This window comes from Streptomyces sp. NPDC006197, from assembly GCF_040613865.1.
In the GTDB taxonomy this organism is placed as follows: Bacteria; Actinomycetota; Actinomycetes; order Streptomycetales; family Streptomycetaceae; genus Streptomyces.
On sequence record NZ_JBEXSZ010000053.1, the window covers coordinates 16,748 to 32,006 of the forward strand.

A 15,259-nucleotide genomic window follows, 5' to 3' on the forward strand; every position below is an offset into this window, starting at 1 on the left:
GTGGTGTGTCGACCCGTTCGGAGCAGTCCCCTGGGGCGCCGCACCACGCCCCGCCTGCGCAAGCAGGACCCGCCCCCGTTCGGCCGAGTGTCCCCCGTCACCACCTCACCGTTCCGTACCCGTACCCCCTTCCCCTGCCCCCAGGAGGCACCCCCGTGACCGCCCGCTCCGCAGGCAAGACGTCCAGCTCCGTACGGAAGGCGCCGGCGCTCGACCCGGGCGACCGGGCCCGGCTGCTCGCCGGGGAGCATCACGATCCGCACGGCGTGCTCGGCGCGCACCGGGTGAAGGGCGGGGTCGTCATCAGGGTGCTGCGCCCCTGGGCGAAGGAGGTCGCCGTCCTCACCAAGGGCAAGCGCCTCACGATGGACGACGACGGCGACGGGCTCTTCTCCGTGTTCGTCCCGCTGCTGCGCAAGGTGCCCGCGTACGAGCTGCGGGTCAGGTACGACGGGGACGAGATGCCCGTCCACGACCCGTACCGCTTCCTCCCCTCCCTCGGCGAGCTGGACCTGCATCTGATCGGCGAGGGCCGGCACGAGGAGCTGTGGACGGCGCTCGGCTCCCACCCGATGACCCACGAGGGCGTCACGGGCACCCGCTTCGCCGTGTGGGCGCCGAACGCGCGCGGGGTGCGGATCACGGGTGACTTCACGCACTGGGACGGCACGGCGCTGCCGATGCGCTCGCTCGGTTCGACGGGCGTGTGGGAGCTGTTCGTGCCGGGGATCGGCGAGGGCGCCGTCTACAAGTACGACATCGCGCGGCCCGACGGTTCGCACACCCTCCGCGCGGACCCGATGGCCCGTCGTACGGAGTGCCCGCCGAACACCGCGTCGATCGTCACCGCCTCGCACTACGCGTGGGAGGACGCGGAGTGGCTGGAGCGGCGCGGGGCGCGGCCGCCGCACGAGGCGCCGATCTCCGTCTACGAGGTGCACCTGCCGTCGTGGCGGCCGGGGCTGACCTACCGCGAGCTGGCCGAGCAGCTGCCCGCGTACGTGCGTGACCTCGGGTTCACGCACGTGGAGCTGATGCCGGTCACCGAGCACCCCTTCGGCGGGTCCTGGGGCTACCAGGTCACCGGGTTCTACGCACCGACGGCCCGCCTGGGCACCCCGGACGACTTCCGGTTCCTGGTGGACTCGCTGCACCGGGCGGGGATCGGGGTGCTGATGGACTGGGTGCCGGCGCACTTCCCGAAGGACGACTGGGCGCTGGCGGAGTTCGACGGGCGTCCGCTGTACGAGCACGAGGATCCGCGCCGCTCGCACCATCCCGACTGGGGGACGCTCGAGTTCGACTACGGCCGCAAGGAGGTGCGGAACTTCCTGGTGGCGAACGCCGTGTACTGGTGCCAGGAGTTCCACATCGACGGTCTGCGGGTGGACGCGGTGGCGTCGATGCTCTACCTCGACTACTCGCGGGAGCACGGCGAGTGGGTGCCGAACGAGTTCGGGGGCCGGGAGAACCTGGACGCGGTCCGCTTCCTGCAGGAGATGAACGCCACCGTCTACCGCCGCTGCCCCGGCGTGGTCACCTTCGCCGAGGAGTCGACGGCCTGGGACGGGGTGACGCGGGCGACGGACCAGGTGGGTCCGGGCGGCTTCGGCGGTCTGGGCTTCGGCATGAAGTGGAACATGGGCTGGATGCACGACTCCCTGGAGTACATGCAGAAGGAGCCGGTGCACCGCAAGTACCACCACCACGAGATGACGTTCTCGATGGTGTACGCGTACAGCGAGAACTACATCCTGCCGATCTCGCACGACGAGGTGGTGCACGGCAAGCGGTCCCTGGTGTCGAAGATGCCGGGCGACTGGTGGCAGCAGCGCGCCAACCACCGCGCCTATCTGGGCTTCATGTGGGCGCACCCGGGCAAGCAGCTGCTGTACATGGGGCAGGAGTTCGCGCAGGGCGGCGAGTGGTCGGTGGACCACGGGCCGGACTGGTGGCTGCTGGATCCGGCGTACGGGGCGGAGGCGGACCACCGGGGGGTGCGGGACCTCGTCCGGGACCTGAACACGGTGTACACGGCGACGCCCTCGCTGTGGGAGCGCGACACCGTCCCGGAGGGTTTCCAGTGGGTGGTGGGGGACGCGGCCGACGACAACGTCTTCGCGTTCCTGCGGTACGACGGCATCGGTTCGCCGCTGCTCGCGGTGTGCAACTTCTCGCCGGTGGTGCGGCACGACTACCGGGTCGGGGTCCCGGACGCGTTCGCGGCCTGGACGGAGGTCCTGAACACGGACGCGGCGCGGTACGGCGGCTCGGACGTGGTGGGCACCGACCCGGTGAAGACCGAGTCGGTGCCGTGGCACGGCCGTTCGTCGAGCGTGCGGATGACGCTGCCGCCGCTGGCGACGGTCTGGCTCAGGCCCGCGTGATGATCCCGAGCCGCTGAGTGGCCCGGGTGAGCGCCACGTACAGGTCGTTGACGCCGTGCGTGGCGCCCTCCCGGATGCCGTCGGGGTCGACGACGAGGACCGTGTCGAATTCGAGGCCCTTCGCCTGGCGGGGGTCGAGGAGGACGACCGGGCGGGTGAGGTCGGGCTTCGGGCCGTACGAGGCCTCGGGCAGGGCGGCGACGAGACCGGGGTGGAGCGCGGGAGGGGCGATCACGGCGAGCCGTCCCTCGGCCCGCGTCTCCCCCGCCACCGCGTCGGCGGTCTCCTTGACCATGTCCTCCGCGGCCCGGCGCCAGGGCTCCACGCCCGTGGAGCGGACCGAGCTCGGCGGCTCGAAGGCGGGGTCGTCCTCCCTGCGGACCTCCGCGGCGACGGCCATGATCTCGGCGGGGGTGCGGTAGTTGACGCCGAGGCGGACGTGGTCCCAGCGGTCCTCGACGTACGGGCCGAGGATGGACTGCCAGGCGCCGACGCCGGCCGGGTCGCCGGTCTGGGCGGGGTCGCCGACGAGGGTCATGGAACGGCTGGGGCTGCGGCGCATGAGGAGCCGCCAGGCCATGGCGGAGAGCTCCTGGGCCTCGTCGACGATGATGTGGCCGAAGGCCCAGGTGCGGTCGGCGGCGGCCCGCTCGGCGGCGGTGCGGTGGTCGGCCTCCTCGTGGCGCTCGGCGAAGCGTTCGGCGTCGATGATGTCGTGGGCGGAGAGGACCTCGGAGGCGTCCTTGTCGAGTTCCTCCTTGTCCTCGAACTCGTAGGTGCGGGAGGCGAAGGAGACGTCGAGGACGCCCTGCGCGTACTGGATCTGCTTCTGCCGCTCGGCCTCCTCGGCGGCGCGGAGGGCGGAGTCGTCCTCGCCGAGGAGTTCGGCGGCCTCGTCGAGGAGGGGGACGTCGGCGGGGGTCCAGGCGCCGCCGGTGCGCCGGACGGCCTCGATGTCCTCCTCGGGGAGGTGGGTGGGGTCCTCCAGGTAGTCGGTGAGGAACTCCTGCGGGGTGAGGGGCGGCCAGAGGGTGTCGATCGCCGCGTGGACCTCGGGGTTGGCGGCGACGCCCTTGGCGAGCAGGGCGATGTCGTCGGGGCCGAGGAAGTTGGGGCCGCCGTAGGGGTCGGCGCCGATGCGGTCGGCGAGCTGCTCGGCGAGGGCGTCGAGGATGCGGAAGACGAAGTAGGGGCGGGCGAGGTTGTGCGGGAGGAAGGTCTCGCGGGCCTTGTGGCGGGCTTCGAGGGCCATGTCCCAGTCGATGACCAGGTCGCCGTCCTCGTGCGGGACGATCAGCGGTTCGCCGCGCTCGGGGACCTGCTGGCGGTCCCGTACGGCCGCGGCGAGGGCGTCGGCCATGGCGGCGGCGCCCTTGACGGCGGCGGCGCGCGGGGTGTCGGTGCCGGTGGCGTGGACGCCGGGGAAGAGCTCGGCGGGGGTGGCGAGGAGGACGCCGGTCTCGCCGAGGGAGGGCAGGACGTTCCCGATGTAGCCGAGGAAGGCGGGGTTGGGGCCGACGATGAGGACGGCCCGCTTGGCGAGCTGCTCGCGGTGCGCGTAGAGGAGGTACGCGGCGCGGTGCAGGGCGACGGCGGTCTTGCCGGTGCCGGGGCCGCCCTCGACGACGAGGACCCCGCGGTGCGGGGAGCGGATGATGGCGTCCTGCTCGGCCTGGATGGTCTGCACGATGTCGTGCATGCGGCCGGTGCGGGCGGCGTCGAGGGCGGCGAGCAGCACCTCGTCGGCGTCCCGGCTCTCGTGGCCGGTGCGGGTGGCGTCGGCGAGGTCGAGGACCTCGTCGTGGAGGGAGACGACCTCGCGGCCCTTGGTGGTGATGTGCCGGCGGCGGGAGAGCCCCATCGGCTCGTACCCGGTGGCGAGGTAGAAGGGGCGGGCGATCTCGGCGCGCCAGTCGACGACGAGCGGGGTGCGGTTCGGGTCGTCCTCGCGGATGCCGAGCCGGCCGATGTGGTGGTCGCGGCCGTCCTTGAAGACGAGCCGGCCGAAACAGAGACCGCTCTCCCCGGCGTTGAGCGCGGCGAGCAGCCCGGACTGCTCGGCGACCATCACGTCCCGTTCGAGCCGTCCCTGGCTGCTGCCGACCCCGGGGGTGCGCAGCGCCTGCTCGACGGCGGCCTCGGCCTGGTCCCTCAGGTCGTCGAGTCGTGCGTAGAGATCGGTGATGAATCTCTGCTCATTCCGAAATTCCTCGGTTGACAATTCGACTCCCGGCGCGATACAGTGCGTTTATTGAACTTCTCCGCGTTTTCGCCATGCCTGAACAGCACGGTCCCGGACACGGAATCCATCAATATACGCGAAGCAATACCCCGACTGTCAATTCTAGTCGGGGTATTTCTGTATGCCTCGGTGTCGTGCCGCCTCAGGCCAGCACGTCCTCCAGTTCCGCCAGGAGGCGGCGCTTCGGGCGGGCGCCGACGATCGACTTCACGGGCTCGCCGCCCCGGAAGACCATGAGGGTCGGGGTCGCGAGGACCCCGTACTTCACGGTGGTCTCCGGGTTGCGGTCCACGTCGATCTCCACGATCCGCAGCCGCGCCGCCTCCTCCGCGGCGATCGCGCCGAGCACCGGCTTCAGCTGCCGGCACGGGCCGCACCACTCCGCCGTGAACTTCACGAGGACCGGCAGCCCGGCGCCCAGCACCTCCGTGCCGAAGTCCTCGTCCGTGACCTCCGCCACGCCCTCCGCGTACGTCGTCATCTCCGTCACCCCTCCGCCTCCGTCACCGCTTCGAGTTCGCACCGGGGCTCCGGGCCGTGCGGCAGTTCCGCCTCGGCCCGCAGCAGCTGGGCGCCCACCTGGGCGCGTACCGCCTGGAGCTGTTCGATCAGCCCGTCCAGCTCGGCGACCTTCCGCCGGTAGACGGCGATCGACGCGGGGCACGAGTCCCCCGCCGGATGCCCCGCGCGCAGGCAGTCGACGAACGGCCGCGTCTCCTCCAGCTCGAACCCGAAGTCCTGCAGGGTCCTGATCTGCTGGAGCAGCCGCAGGTCGTCCTCGTCGTACGTGCGGTAACCCTGCTCCGTACGCCGTGCGGTCAGCAGACCGCGGGACTCGTAGTACCGCAGGGTCCGCGTGGTCGTCCCGGCCCGCTCGGCCAGCTCTCCGATGCGCATGTCCCCGACGGTAGGCCTTGACGCCGACGTCAAGGCAAGGGGTGACGTCACGCGGGCGGCAGCAGCGGCTTCCGCTCGACCGGGGAGGACAGCACGATCGAGGTCGTGGTCCGGCCGAGGGCCGAGGTCTGCTCCAGGACCTCTTCCAGGTGGACGGTGTCGGTGACGGCGACCTTCAGGATCCAGCAGTCCTCGCCGACCACGTGGTGGACCTCCAGGACCTCCGGGCGCGCGGTCAGCTCCAGGGTGCGGGGGTGCTTCAGGTTGTAGCCGCCGTGCGGGTTCACCCTGATGAAGGCCTGGATGCCGTAGCCGAGCACGGCCGGCGAGACGTGCGCGCCGTAGCCGGTGACCGCCCCGCTCGCCTCCAGGCGGCGGACCCGTTCGGTGACGGCCGCGGGGCTCAGCCGGACGCGGCGGCCGAGCTCGCTGAGCTTGATGCGGCCGTCGGTCTGCAGGAGGTCCAGGATCTGCCGGTCGATGGGGTCGAAAGCGGCCGCCGAGGTTTCGTCGGCGGCGGCGCGCGAATGCCGTGGTTCCTTCGGCGAGACGGCCTGCACTCCCATGTTTCCCCCTTCGATCGGCGAGCGCACAACGTAACACTTGTCGAAGAAGGCAAGGCAGACGGGAAATCGGGGGAGTTGGGGCCCATGGACGTTCTGGTCATCGGCGGGAACCGCTATTTCGGAAAGCGGCTCATCGCGCTGCTGCGGGAATCCGGGCACCGGATCACGGTGCTCAACCGGGGTTCTTCCCCGGCCCCGGAAGGAATCGAGCAGCTGGTCGCCGACCGCGACGACGAGAACGCGCTCGCGTCCGTTCTCGCGGGCCGTTCCTTCGACGCCGTCGTGGACCAGGTCTGCTACACGCCGCGCCAGGCCGAGATCGCCCGACGCGTGTTCGCGACGCGCACCCGGCGCTATGTGATGACGTCGACGGTCGAGGTCTACGAGTACGAGGACTCGGCCGAGCCGGTCGCCGAGTCCGCCCTCGACCTGACCACCGTGACCGTCGACACGGGCCTGCCCTGGGAGGACCCCGAGTTCCTCGAAGCGCACTACGGGGAGGGGAAGCGGCAGGCCGAGGCGGTCTTCGCGGCGGGGACGCCGTTCGCCTGGGCCTCGGTGCGGGTGGCGCACGTCCTGGGCGGCGCGGACGACTTCACCGGCCGGCTCGACCACTACGCGCGGCGCGTCCGGGCGGGCGAGCCCGTCGCCGTGCCGGTGGTGAACCACCCGGCGACCTATGTGTACGTGGAGGAGATCGCCGCGTTCCTCGCCTGGGCGGTCGAGTCGGACTTCACCGGACCGGTGAACGCCCACTCCCACGGTCCGCTCACCACCGCCGACCTCTGCGCGGAGATCGAGAAGCTGGTGGGCGGCCGGACCGTCTTCCAGGAGGTGGAGGTCGGCGAGGTCTCGCCGTTCTCCTTCGCCCGCTCGTACGGCATGTCCAACTCCCGCGCGACCTCCCTCGGTTACTCCTTCACGGACTCCGGCGAGTGGCTCGCGAAGGCCGTCTCGGAAACGATCGGGGCGATGCGCCGATGACGCGGCACCGGATGCTGGGAGACGTACGCGTCGGAGCCGTCGGGCTCGGCACGATGCCGCTCTCCATCGAGGGCCGCCCGGACGAGGCGCGGGCCGTCGCCACCGTGCACGCCGCGCTCGACGCGGGCGTGACCCTCCTCGACACCGCCGACTCCTACCACCCGCCGGGCGGCACGCCGGGCGAGGGCGAGCTCCTCGTGCGGCGGGCCCTCGCCTCGTACGGCGGCGGCACGGACGACGTGCTCGTCGCGACCAAGGGCGGCCGGGGGCGCACGGCCGACGGCGGCTGGACCGTGGACGGCCGCCCCGAGCACCTGCGGCGGGCCGCGGAGGGCTCGGCGCGGCGGCTCGGCGGCGACGCGATCGGCCTCTACCAGCTGCACAAGCCGGACCCGGCCGTCCCGTACGCCGAATCCCTCGGGGTGGTACGGGAGTTGCTGGACGCGGGTACGGTACGGCTCGCGGGGATCTCGAACGTCGACGCCGCCCAGATCCGGCTGGCCCGCGAGATCCTCGGCGACCGGCTGGTCTCCGTGCAGAACCGCTACTCACCCGCGGTACGGGACGGCGAGGCGGAGCTGCGGCTCTGCGCCGAACTCGGCCTCGCCTTCCTGCCGTGGAGCCCGCTGGGCGGGATCTCGCGCAGCTCCCTCGACGGGGCGTCCGCCCAGGAGGAGGACCCGGAGTTCGGCGCCTTCCACCGCGTGGCCCGGGCACACGGCGTCAGCCCCCAGCGCGTGGCCCTCGCCTGGCTCCTGACCCGCTCGGAAACGGTCCTCCCCATCCCGGGCGCAAGCCGCCCGGAGACGGTACGGGACTCGGCGGGGGCGACGGCGCTGACGCTCTCGCCGGAGGAACTGGCGGAACTGGGCGGTCCGTGAGGAGGCTCCGCCGGCCCGGGGTCAGACGCCCGCGCGGGCCCTCTCCTCGCCCTCGTCCGTGCGCTGGTCCGGGACCGCCGTCGTCCCGTGGTCGTCGACGAGGGTGGTCTCGTCGAAGGGGATCCGTCCGGCGAGGACCTCCGCGACCCGCGCCTTGTCGATCTCCTTCGTCCACGTGCCGACGAGCACCGTCGCGACCGCGTTGCCCGCGAAGTTGGTGAGGGCGCGCGCCTCGCTCATGAAACGGTCGATGCCGACGATGAGGCCGACCCCGTCGACCAGTTCGGGCCGGTGCGACTGGAGGCCGCCCGCGAGCGTGGCGAGCCCCGCGCCGGTGACGCCCGCCGCCCCCTTCGAGGCGATGATCATGAAGACGAGGAGCGAGATCTGCTCGCCGATCGACAGCGGGTCGCCCATCGCCTCGGCGGTGAAGAGCGAGGCCATCGTCAGGTAGATCGCGGTGCCGTCGAGGTTGAAGGAGTAGCCGGTCGGCACGGTGATGCCGACGACCGGCTTGCTGACGCCCAGGTGCTCCATCTTCGCGATGAGCCGCGGCAGCGCGGACTCCGAGGAGGAGGTGGAGAGGATCAGCAGGAACTCGCGGCCCAGGTACTTCAGGAGGGCCCAGATGTTGATCCCGGCGATCAGCCGGAGCAGCGCGCCGAGGACCACGAAGACGAAGAGCCCGCAGGTCAGGTAGAAGCCGATCATGATGACGGCCAACGACTTCAGCGCCGCGGCGCCCGTCGCGCCGACGACGGCCGCGATCGCGCCGAACGCGCCGACCGGCGCGGCCCACATGATCATGGCGAGGATGCGGAAGACGAGCCGCTGGATGTGCCCGATGCCCCGCAGGACGGGCTCCCCGGCGGCGCCCATGGCCTGGAGCGCGAAGCCGGCGAGGAGGGCGACGAGGAGGGTCTGCAGGACCTCGCCCTCGGTGAAGGCGGAGACGAGGGTCTTCGGGATGATCCCGAGCAGGAAGTCCGGGGTCGACTCGTGCGCGCCCTCGGCCTGCTTGGCGCCGGCCTCGGCGATCTCCTTGGTGAGGTGGAGCCCGGAGCCGGGTTCCAGGAGGTTGCCGACGAGCAGACCGATCGCGAGTGCGACGGTCGACATCACGAGGAAGTAGCCGAGGGCGAGGCCGCCGACGGCGCCGACCTTCGCGGCCTTCCGGACCGAGCCGACGCCGAGCACGATCGTGCAGAAGATGATCGGCGAGATCATCATCTTGATCAGGTTGACGAAGCCGGTGCCCAGCGGCTTGAGCTCGACGGCGACGCCCGGCGCCAGGAACCCGACCGTGATGCCGAGCAGTACGGCGCCGATGACGGCGAGATACAGATAATGGGTGCGGTCCCGGCGTGCGGCCACGGGGTCCTCCTCGTGCTGATGGGTGTCCACGTCCCGGTGGACCTCCGCGACTATCCACCAGCCTGTGACCAGGGTCACGGTTGCGTGCGTTTCGTTCACGAGGGGAAGGGCACGATTCGGGAACGCGGTGCCGCCGCGCACATTCCCACGTGCACACTTACCCGCATGCGCCGCATGCGTCTTCCCCTCCCCCGCCCCCGCAGCCTGGCCGGCCAGCTCTTCGCGATGCAGGTCGTGCTCGTGGCCGTCGTCGTGGCGGGGTGCGCGGTCTTCGCGTACGTCACGGACCTGGCGCAGGCCGAGGAGACCGCGCGGCGCCAGTCCACGGCGACCGCCGCCGCCGTCGCCGACTCCCCGTCCGTGGTCGCCGCCGCCCGCTCCGCCGATCCGACGGCCGCCCTCCAGCCGTACGCGGAGTCGCTGCGCCGCCACGCGGGCGTCGCCTTCGTGGTGATCATGGCCCCGGACGGCACCCGCTGGACCCATCCCGAGCCGGAGCAGATAGGCCGCACGTACCTCGGGCACATCGAGCAGGCGCGGCAGGGCCGGCTCTACTCCGAGACGCACCTGGGCGTCCTCGGCCCCTCCGTACGGACGGTGGCGCCCGTCCTCGACCGGCAGGGCCGGGTCGTCGCCCTGGTCAGCGCGGGCATCACGATCGACAAGATCAGCGAGCAGGTACGGGAGCAGGTGACCGCCCTGCTCGGCATGGCGGGCGCGGCGCTCGCGCTCGGCGGAGCGGGGACGTACGTCGTGAACGCGCGCCTGCGCCGCCACACGCACGGCATGAACGCCACGGAGCTGAGCCGCATGCACGACTACCACGAGGCCGCGCTGCACGCCGTCCGGGAAGGGCTCGTGATGCTCGACGGAGGGCGGCGGATCGCCCTCATCAACGACGGCGCGCGGGAGCTCTTGGGCCTGGACGAGGGCGTGGTGGGCCGGCCGGCCGCGGAGCTCGGCCTGCCCGCCTCGCTGACCGGCGCGCTGCTCTCCTCGGAGCCGCGCGTCGACGAGACGCACCTGACGGCCGACCGGGTGCTGGTGGTCAACACCCGCCCGGTGGTGGGCGGGGAGCGGCGCGGCACCGTCGTCACGCTCCGGGACCGCACCGAACTCCAGGCGCTCTCCGGCGAGCTGGACTCCGAGCGGGGCTTCACGGAGGCGCTCCGCTCCCAGGCCCACGAGGCGGCGAACCGGCTGCACACGGTCGTGTCGCTCATCGAACTGGGCCGGGTGGCGGAGGCGGTGGAGTTCGCGACGGCGGAGCTGGAGCTCGCCCAGGCGCTCACCGACCGCGTCGTCGACGCCGTCGGCGAGCCGGTCCTCGCGGCGCTGCTGCTCGGCAAGGCGGCGCAGGCCAACGAGCGGGGCGTGGAGCTGGTCCTCACCGAGGACAGCCGCATCGACGACGGCCGGGTCCCGGCGGCCCTGCCCTCCCGGGACCTGGTGACGATCCTGGGCAACCTCATCGACAACGCGGTGGAGGCGGTCGGCGGGACCCCGCACGCGCGCGTGACGGTCACGGTCGCGGCCCGCGCGGGCGACGGCGAGCTGCTGCTCCGGGTCGCCGACAACGGCCCGGGCGTCCGCCCCGCCGACCGGGAGGCGGTCCTCGGCCGCGGCTGGTCCACCCGGGGCCCCGGCCGCGGCCTCGGCCTGGCCCTGGTGGGCCAGGCGGTCTCCCGCGCCTCGGGCACCCTGCACCTCACGGAGGCGGAGGAGGGCGGCGCCCGGTTCACGGTCCGCCTGCCCCTGCGACGGGAGGCCGGGACGGGGGAAGGGGGCGGGGCACGCATCACGGATGCGAGTCCCCCCGAAGAGCCGAGCGGACCCGGCACCGCCCCGGCCGCGCCAGGTGCGGCCGGGGCGCCCCGCGACCTCGCGCACCCGGGCGGACCCGGCGTCCCGGGAACCGGCACCGACCCGGCCACGCCGGGTGCGGCCGGGGCGCCCCGCGACCTCGCCCACCCGGGCGGACCCGGTGTCCCAGGGACCGGCACCGACCCGGCCGCGCCGGACACGACCGGCGAGCCCCGCGGCCTCGCCCACCCGGGCGGGCCCGGTGTCCCGGGTCGGTCCGTGCGCGCCGGCGGCGGCGAGTCGGCCTGCGGCTCCGGGGTTTCCCGGCCGGGCGGGAGCTCGCGGGCTTCCGGGGCGGTCGATACGGAGGTGGCCCCGTGAGTACGCACCTCCTCCGGGTTCTCGTCGTCGAGGACGACCCCGTCGCCGCCGACGCCCACGCGCTCTACGCCGGGCGGGTCGAGGGCTTCACCGTCGTCGGGGTCGCGCACTCGCGGGCCGAGGCCGTGCGGATCCTCGACCGGACGCCGGTCGACCTGATCCTGCTCGACCTCTACCTGCCCGACGGCCACGGCCTCCAGCTGCTCCGGGCCCTGCGGGCCGCCGGCCACTCCGCGGACGTCATCGCCGTGACCTCCGCCCGGGACCTGGCCGTCGTCCGCGAGGGCGTGTCCCTCGGCGTCGTCCAGTACGTCCTGAAGCCGTTCGCCTTCGCCACCCTGCGGGACCGGCTCGCCCGGTACGCCGAGTTCCGGGCGGCCGCCGGGGAGGCCTCCGGCCAGGACGAGGTGGACCGGGCCCTCGCCGCACTCCGGGCCCCCCACCCCGCCACGCTCCCCAAGGGCCTCAGCGCCCCCACGCTCGAAGCCGTCACGCGCACCCTCCGGTCCACCCCGGCGGGGCTCACCGCCGCCGAGGCGGGCACGGCCGTCGGGATCTCCCGGATCACCGCCCGCCGCTACCTCGAACACCTGGTCACGGAGGGCCGGGCCGTGCGCGCCCCGCAGTACGGGCAGATCGGCCGCCCCGAGCTCCAGTACCGCTGGCTCGACGGCCCCGCGCGCCGCCCCTAGGCGGGCCCGCTGTTACCGCCCGGTTCCCACGTTCCTACGACACCGCACGTTGGAAGAACACACCGTAGCCAGCCGTCACCCTCCGCACCTACCGTGGCCGGGTGCACCAACCCTCCCCGCCCTTCGACGCCCAGGCCGCCCGCCGCCTCCGCGAGGGCCTCGGCATGCTCCCCGAACACGTCGCCTACGGCCTGCGGGCCCAGTACGGCCTCTTCGTCGAGCCCGAGACCGTCTTCGCCTGGGAACGCGGCCGCGCGGTCCCCGACGAGCAGGAGCTCACCGCCCTCGCGGGCGTCCTGTGGTGCTCCCCCGCCGACCTCATCGCCGCCGCCTCCACCCTGCGCGAGCACCGGGTCGCACGCGGCCTCTCCGTCGAGGACCTCGCCCGGCGGGTGGGCGTGGCGACCCACGCGTACCAGCGGATGGAGGACGAGGGCCGCTGGCGCGGCACCGAACGCCAGACGGTCGCGCTCGCCGAGGCACTCGGCCTCGGCCCGCGCGCCCTGATCACCGCGACCGGCGGCGACGAAGCCCTCGCCGAACTGCTGCGCGACGCGGCGACGACGCGCTGGCAGGCGTACGTGAAGCCGACCGTGAAGCTGGTGCCGCTGCCGAAGCGGATCGTGGAGTCCGCGCTCCAGCAGCTCCACGCGGACTACCACACCCGGATGACGGCGATCAGCAGCTGGGGCGCCTCGGGGACGACCGGCGACGAGGGGCGCGCCTACCTGGACGGGATCACCGAGCACTTCTGGGCGGCGGTCGGCCCGTAGATCATCCGGGACCGGGGCCGTACATTGGCGGCCGTGAGACGACACATACCCTTCGACCGACTCCACAACTTCCGTGACCTGGGCGGCTATCGGACCGCCGACGGCGGAACCGTGCGGTGGGAGACCCTCTACCGCTCCGACTCCCTCGGCAAGCTCGCGGACGCCGGCCCGGCCGACCTGGAGCGCTTCCGCGCGCTGGGCGTGGGCACGGTGATCGACCTGCGCTATCCGTGGGAGATCGCCGGCAAGGGCCGCCTGCCGGAGACCGAGGAGGTCTCCTGGCACAACCTCTCCATCGAACACCGCCCCTACGACCAGGAGGCGATCGACCCGGCCCTCGACCCCTGGCGCTACCTCGCCGACCGTTTCGCCGAGGTCGCCGAGGACGGGGCGGAGGAGCTCCGTGCGGCCCTGGAGCTGATCGCCGCCGCCGAGGGGCCGCTCGTCTTCCACTGCGCCTCCGGGAAGGACCGCACGGGTCTGCTCGCGGCCGTCGTCCTCGGCCTCCTGGAGGTCCCGGACGAGGAGATCCTCGCGGACTTCGCGCTCACCGAGCTGGCCACGGAGCGGCTGATCTCCGACTGGCGGGCCGCGCACCCGGGCCGGGAGCCGCGCTGGCCGGGCTACGGCCGGGCGCCCGCCGACGTCATCCGGCTGTTCCTCGCGGACCTGCGCGAGCGGTACGGCTCGGTGTACGCGTACGCCACCGGCCACGTCGGGCTCGACCCGGCGGTGGTGACGGCGCTCAAGGCCCGTCTGGTCGAGGCCGCCTGAGGTCCCGCCGGGGCCGCGGTGCTCGCGGGCGGTCCCGGCGGCAAGCCCTTCGTACGCGTCTCGACCGGGCCCGCCCGTTCAGTCCCACCGGTCGAAGTCGAAGAGCTGCCCGGCCGCGTCCGGCGCGCAGGGCGCCTGGGCGAGCCGCGCCCAGGCGGCCGAGCGGTCGCCGACGACGGTGACGCAGCTGCCGGGGGTCGCGGAGCCCACCGGGACGATCCGGTAGCCCTCGACGGGGGTGCCGTACGCCTCCAGGGCGAAGGACTCGACCCGGGTCGGGTCGCCGCACTCGGAGTCCTCGTACGCGGCGCCGGGTATCCGGCCGCCCGAGGGCAGGCCGGAGCAGCCGGCGCCGAAGTCGGGGTGGTCCGAAACGATCCTCCACCGGCCGCCGCCCGCCTCCGCCAGCGAGTAGCGCGGGAGGCCCGCGGCGGCGCACGGCAGCTGGTGGACCTGGCCGGTGCGGGTGCCGCGCCGCTCGCCGAGGCAGAAGTCGGTGCCGGCCACCCGGATCCGGACGTCCCCGGCGGCGGGGGCGGTGGGGGTACGGGGCGGATGCCCGGCGTGCCCGTCCCGCAGGAAGGCGACGACACTGACCCCGGCCAGCACGAGCCCGGCGAACGCGACGACCGCGACGACCGCGACGAGGGCACGCCGTATCCGGAAGCCGGGCCCGTCCGGGGCACCGGGGCCGTCCGGCGAGCCGCCAGGCCCGGACGGGGAGCCAGGCCCTGACGGGGTACCGGCCTCGGACCGGGAACCGCTCGCGCCGCCACCACCGGGAGCACCGCCCCCGGCGGGACCACCGGGACCACCGTCGCCACCGGGACCGTCAGAGCCGTCGGCGGCGCCGGCATCGGGGCCGTCTGCGGCCTCGGGCCGGGCGGGTGTCCCACCGGGGTCCGCCGCCCCCGCCCGGGCCCCGGGAGTCTCCCCCGCCCGGGCCCCGGCGAGCGCCTCCCCCCGGTCTTCGGGCGTCGCATCCGCCCGGGCTCCTGGTGCCGCCTCCCCCCGCGCCCCGGCGCCCGCCGCGCCTGCCGCGGCCGCCCCGTACGCCCCCCGCCCCGCCAGCTTCCTCCGTACCGTCCGCCAGTGGTCCGCCTCGTCCTCTTCGACCCCGCAGGCGCGGACGAAGGTGGTGAGCAGTTCCTCTCGGGGCAGGGTCGGGCGGGCCAGCATGTTCGCCACCGTGGAGCGGGGCAGGACGTCGCCGTGCGTCTCCGCGCGTGCCGACAGCTCGCGGTAGGTCAGGCCCGACCAGTCCTTGAGGGCCTGGAGGCACGCGAGGAACTCGGCGGGGTTCCGTACCTCCCGTGGGTCAGGAGCGTGCTCCCCCGGCGTCATCCGCGCGTCCCCCTTCCGCCGGACAGGGTTGGGACATGTCCGGGACAGCCCCAAGCCTTGTTGATCTCGTGCCGGGGCTCAAGAGTGGAATCCGGCATTTCCGGGGGGAGTGCCGGGGCACGACGGAGTGGCCCCGACCGTCCACGGGGGGACGGTCGGGG

General features: G+C 73.5%; 12 protein-coding genes and 1 pseudogene. 7 read left to right on the forward strand and 6 right to left on the reverse strand.

Going from position 1 to position 15,259, the window contains the following annotated elements:
- Positions 1–155: 155 nt before the first annotated feature.
- On the forward strand, positions 156–2,387 hold the full coding sequence (gene glgB / locus ABZ318_RS18485) for a 1,4-alpha-glucan branching enzyme (RefSeq protein WP_356903520.1): 2,232 nt from the start codon (positions 156–158) through the stop codon (positions 2,385–2,387).
- Here glgB and ABZ318_RS18490 read toward each other — a convergent pair.
- The 4 genes from ABZ318_RS18490 to ABZ318_RS18505 all read right to left on the reverse strand — a co-directional run bounded on the left by ABZ318_RS18490 (position 2,374) and on the right by ABZ318_RS18505 (position 6,092).
- The gene (locus ABZ318_RS18490; RefSeq protein WP_356903521.1) at positions 2,374–4,608 is read right to left on the reverse strand and encodes a UvrD-helicase domain-containing protein; all 2,235 of its coding nucleotides are present in this window, start codon (positions 4,606–4,608) and stop codon (positions 2,374–2,376) included. The genes glgB and ABZ318_RS18490 overlap by 14 nt on opposite strands.
- A gap of 163 nt (positions 4,609–4,771) precedes the next feature.
- Complete coding sequence (locus ABZ318_RS18495) at positions 4,772–5,110, reverse strand: thioredoxin domain-containing protein (RefSeq protein ID WP_356903541.1); 339 nt, start codon at positions 5,108–5,110, stop codon at positions 4,772–4,774.
- Positions 5,111–5,115: 5 nt separating this feature from the next.
- Entirely contained in the window at positions 5,116–5,526 is a 411-nt protein-coding gene (locus ABZ318_RS18500) for a MerR family transcriptional regulator (protein WP_356903522.1), read from the reverse strand.
- 47 nt (positions 5,527–5,573) lie between these two features.
- Positions 5,574–6,092 (reverse strand): Lrp/AsnC family transcriptional regulator, encoded by a 519-nt coding sequence (locus tag ABZ318_RS18505; RefSeq protein WP_356903523.1) that lies wholly within the window; start codon positions 6,090–6,092, stop codon positions 5,574–5,576.
- An 84-nt stretch (positions 6,093–6,176) separates the two neighbouring features.
- Here ABZ318_RS18505 and ABZ318_RS18510 point away from each other — a divergent pair, with 84 nt between their 5' ends.
- Together ABZ318_RS18510 and ABZ318_RS18515 are read left to right on the forward strand one after the other, a co-directional pair.
- Positions 6,177–7,076 carry an NAD-dependent epimerase/dehydratase family protein gene (locus tag ABZ318_RS18510; RefSeq protein WP_356903524.1) on the forward strand — a complete coding sequence of 300 codons (900 nt, stop codon included), beginning with the start codon at positions 6,177–6,179 and terminating at the stop codon, positions 7,074–7,076.
- An 11-nt stretch (positions 7,077–7,087) separates the two neighbouring features.
- On the forward strand, positions 7,088–7,957 hold the full coding sequence (locus ABZ318_RS18515) for an aldo/keto reductase (RefSeq protein WP_356903525.1): 870 nt from the start codon (positions 7,088–7,090) through the stop codon (positions 7,955–7,957).
- Positions 7,958–7,978: 21 nt separating this feature from the next.
- On the opposite strand, the gene ABZ318_RS18520 is transcribed toward ABZ318_RS18515, so the two are convergent.
- Positions 7,979–9,331, reverse strand: a complete 1,353-nt coding sequence (locus ABZ318_RS18520; RefSeq protein ID WP_356903542.1) for a cation:dicarboxylase symporter family transporter — start codon at positions 9,329–9,331, stop codon at positions 7,979–7,981.
- A gap of 174 nt (positions 9,332–9,505) precedes the next feature.
- On the opposite strand from ABZ318_RS18520, the pseudogene ABZ318_RS18525 reads away from it, so the two are divergent.
- The 4 genes and pseudogenes from ABZ318_RS18525 to ABZ318_RS18540 all read left to right on the forward strand — a co-directional run.
- Positions 9,506–11,089: pseudogene (locus ABZ318_RS18525) on the forward strand (sensor histidine kinase); the annotation flags it as partial.
- A gap of 422 nt (positions 11,090–11,511) precedes the next feature.
- The gene (locus tag ABZ318_RS18530) at positions 11,512–12,207 is read left to right on the forward strand and encodes a response regulator (RefSeq protein WP_356903526.1); all 696 of its coding nucleotides are present in this window, start codon (positions 11,512–11,514) and stop codon (positions 12,205–12,207) included.
- 164 nt (positions 12,208–12,371) lie between these two features.
- A complete protein-coding gene (locus ABZ318_RS18535) occupies positions 12,372–12,980 on the forward strand; it encodes a helix-turn-helix domain-containing protein (RefSeq protein WP_356903543.1) in 609 nt (202 codons plus the stop codon).
- Positions 12,981–13,013: 33 nt separating this feature from the next.
- Positions 13,014–13,754 carry a tyrosine-protein phosphatase gene (locus tag ABZ318_RS18540; RefSeq protein WP_356903527.1) on the forward strand — a complete coding sequence of 247 codons (741 nt, stop codon included), beginning with the start codon at positions 13,014–13,016 and terminating at the stop codon, positions 13,752–13,754.
- Positions 13,755–13,832: 78 nt separating this feature from the next.
- Here the strand turns inward: ABZ318_RS18540 and ABZ318_RS18545 are convergent, their stop codons facing one another.
- Positions 13,833–15,098 (reverse strand): helix-turn-helix domain-containing protein, encoded by a 1,266-nt coding sequence (locus ABZ318_RS18545; protein ID WP_356903528.1) that lies wholly within the window; start codon positions 15,096–15,098, stop codon positions 13,833–13,835.
- Positions 15,099–15,259: the final 161 nt, after the last annotated feature.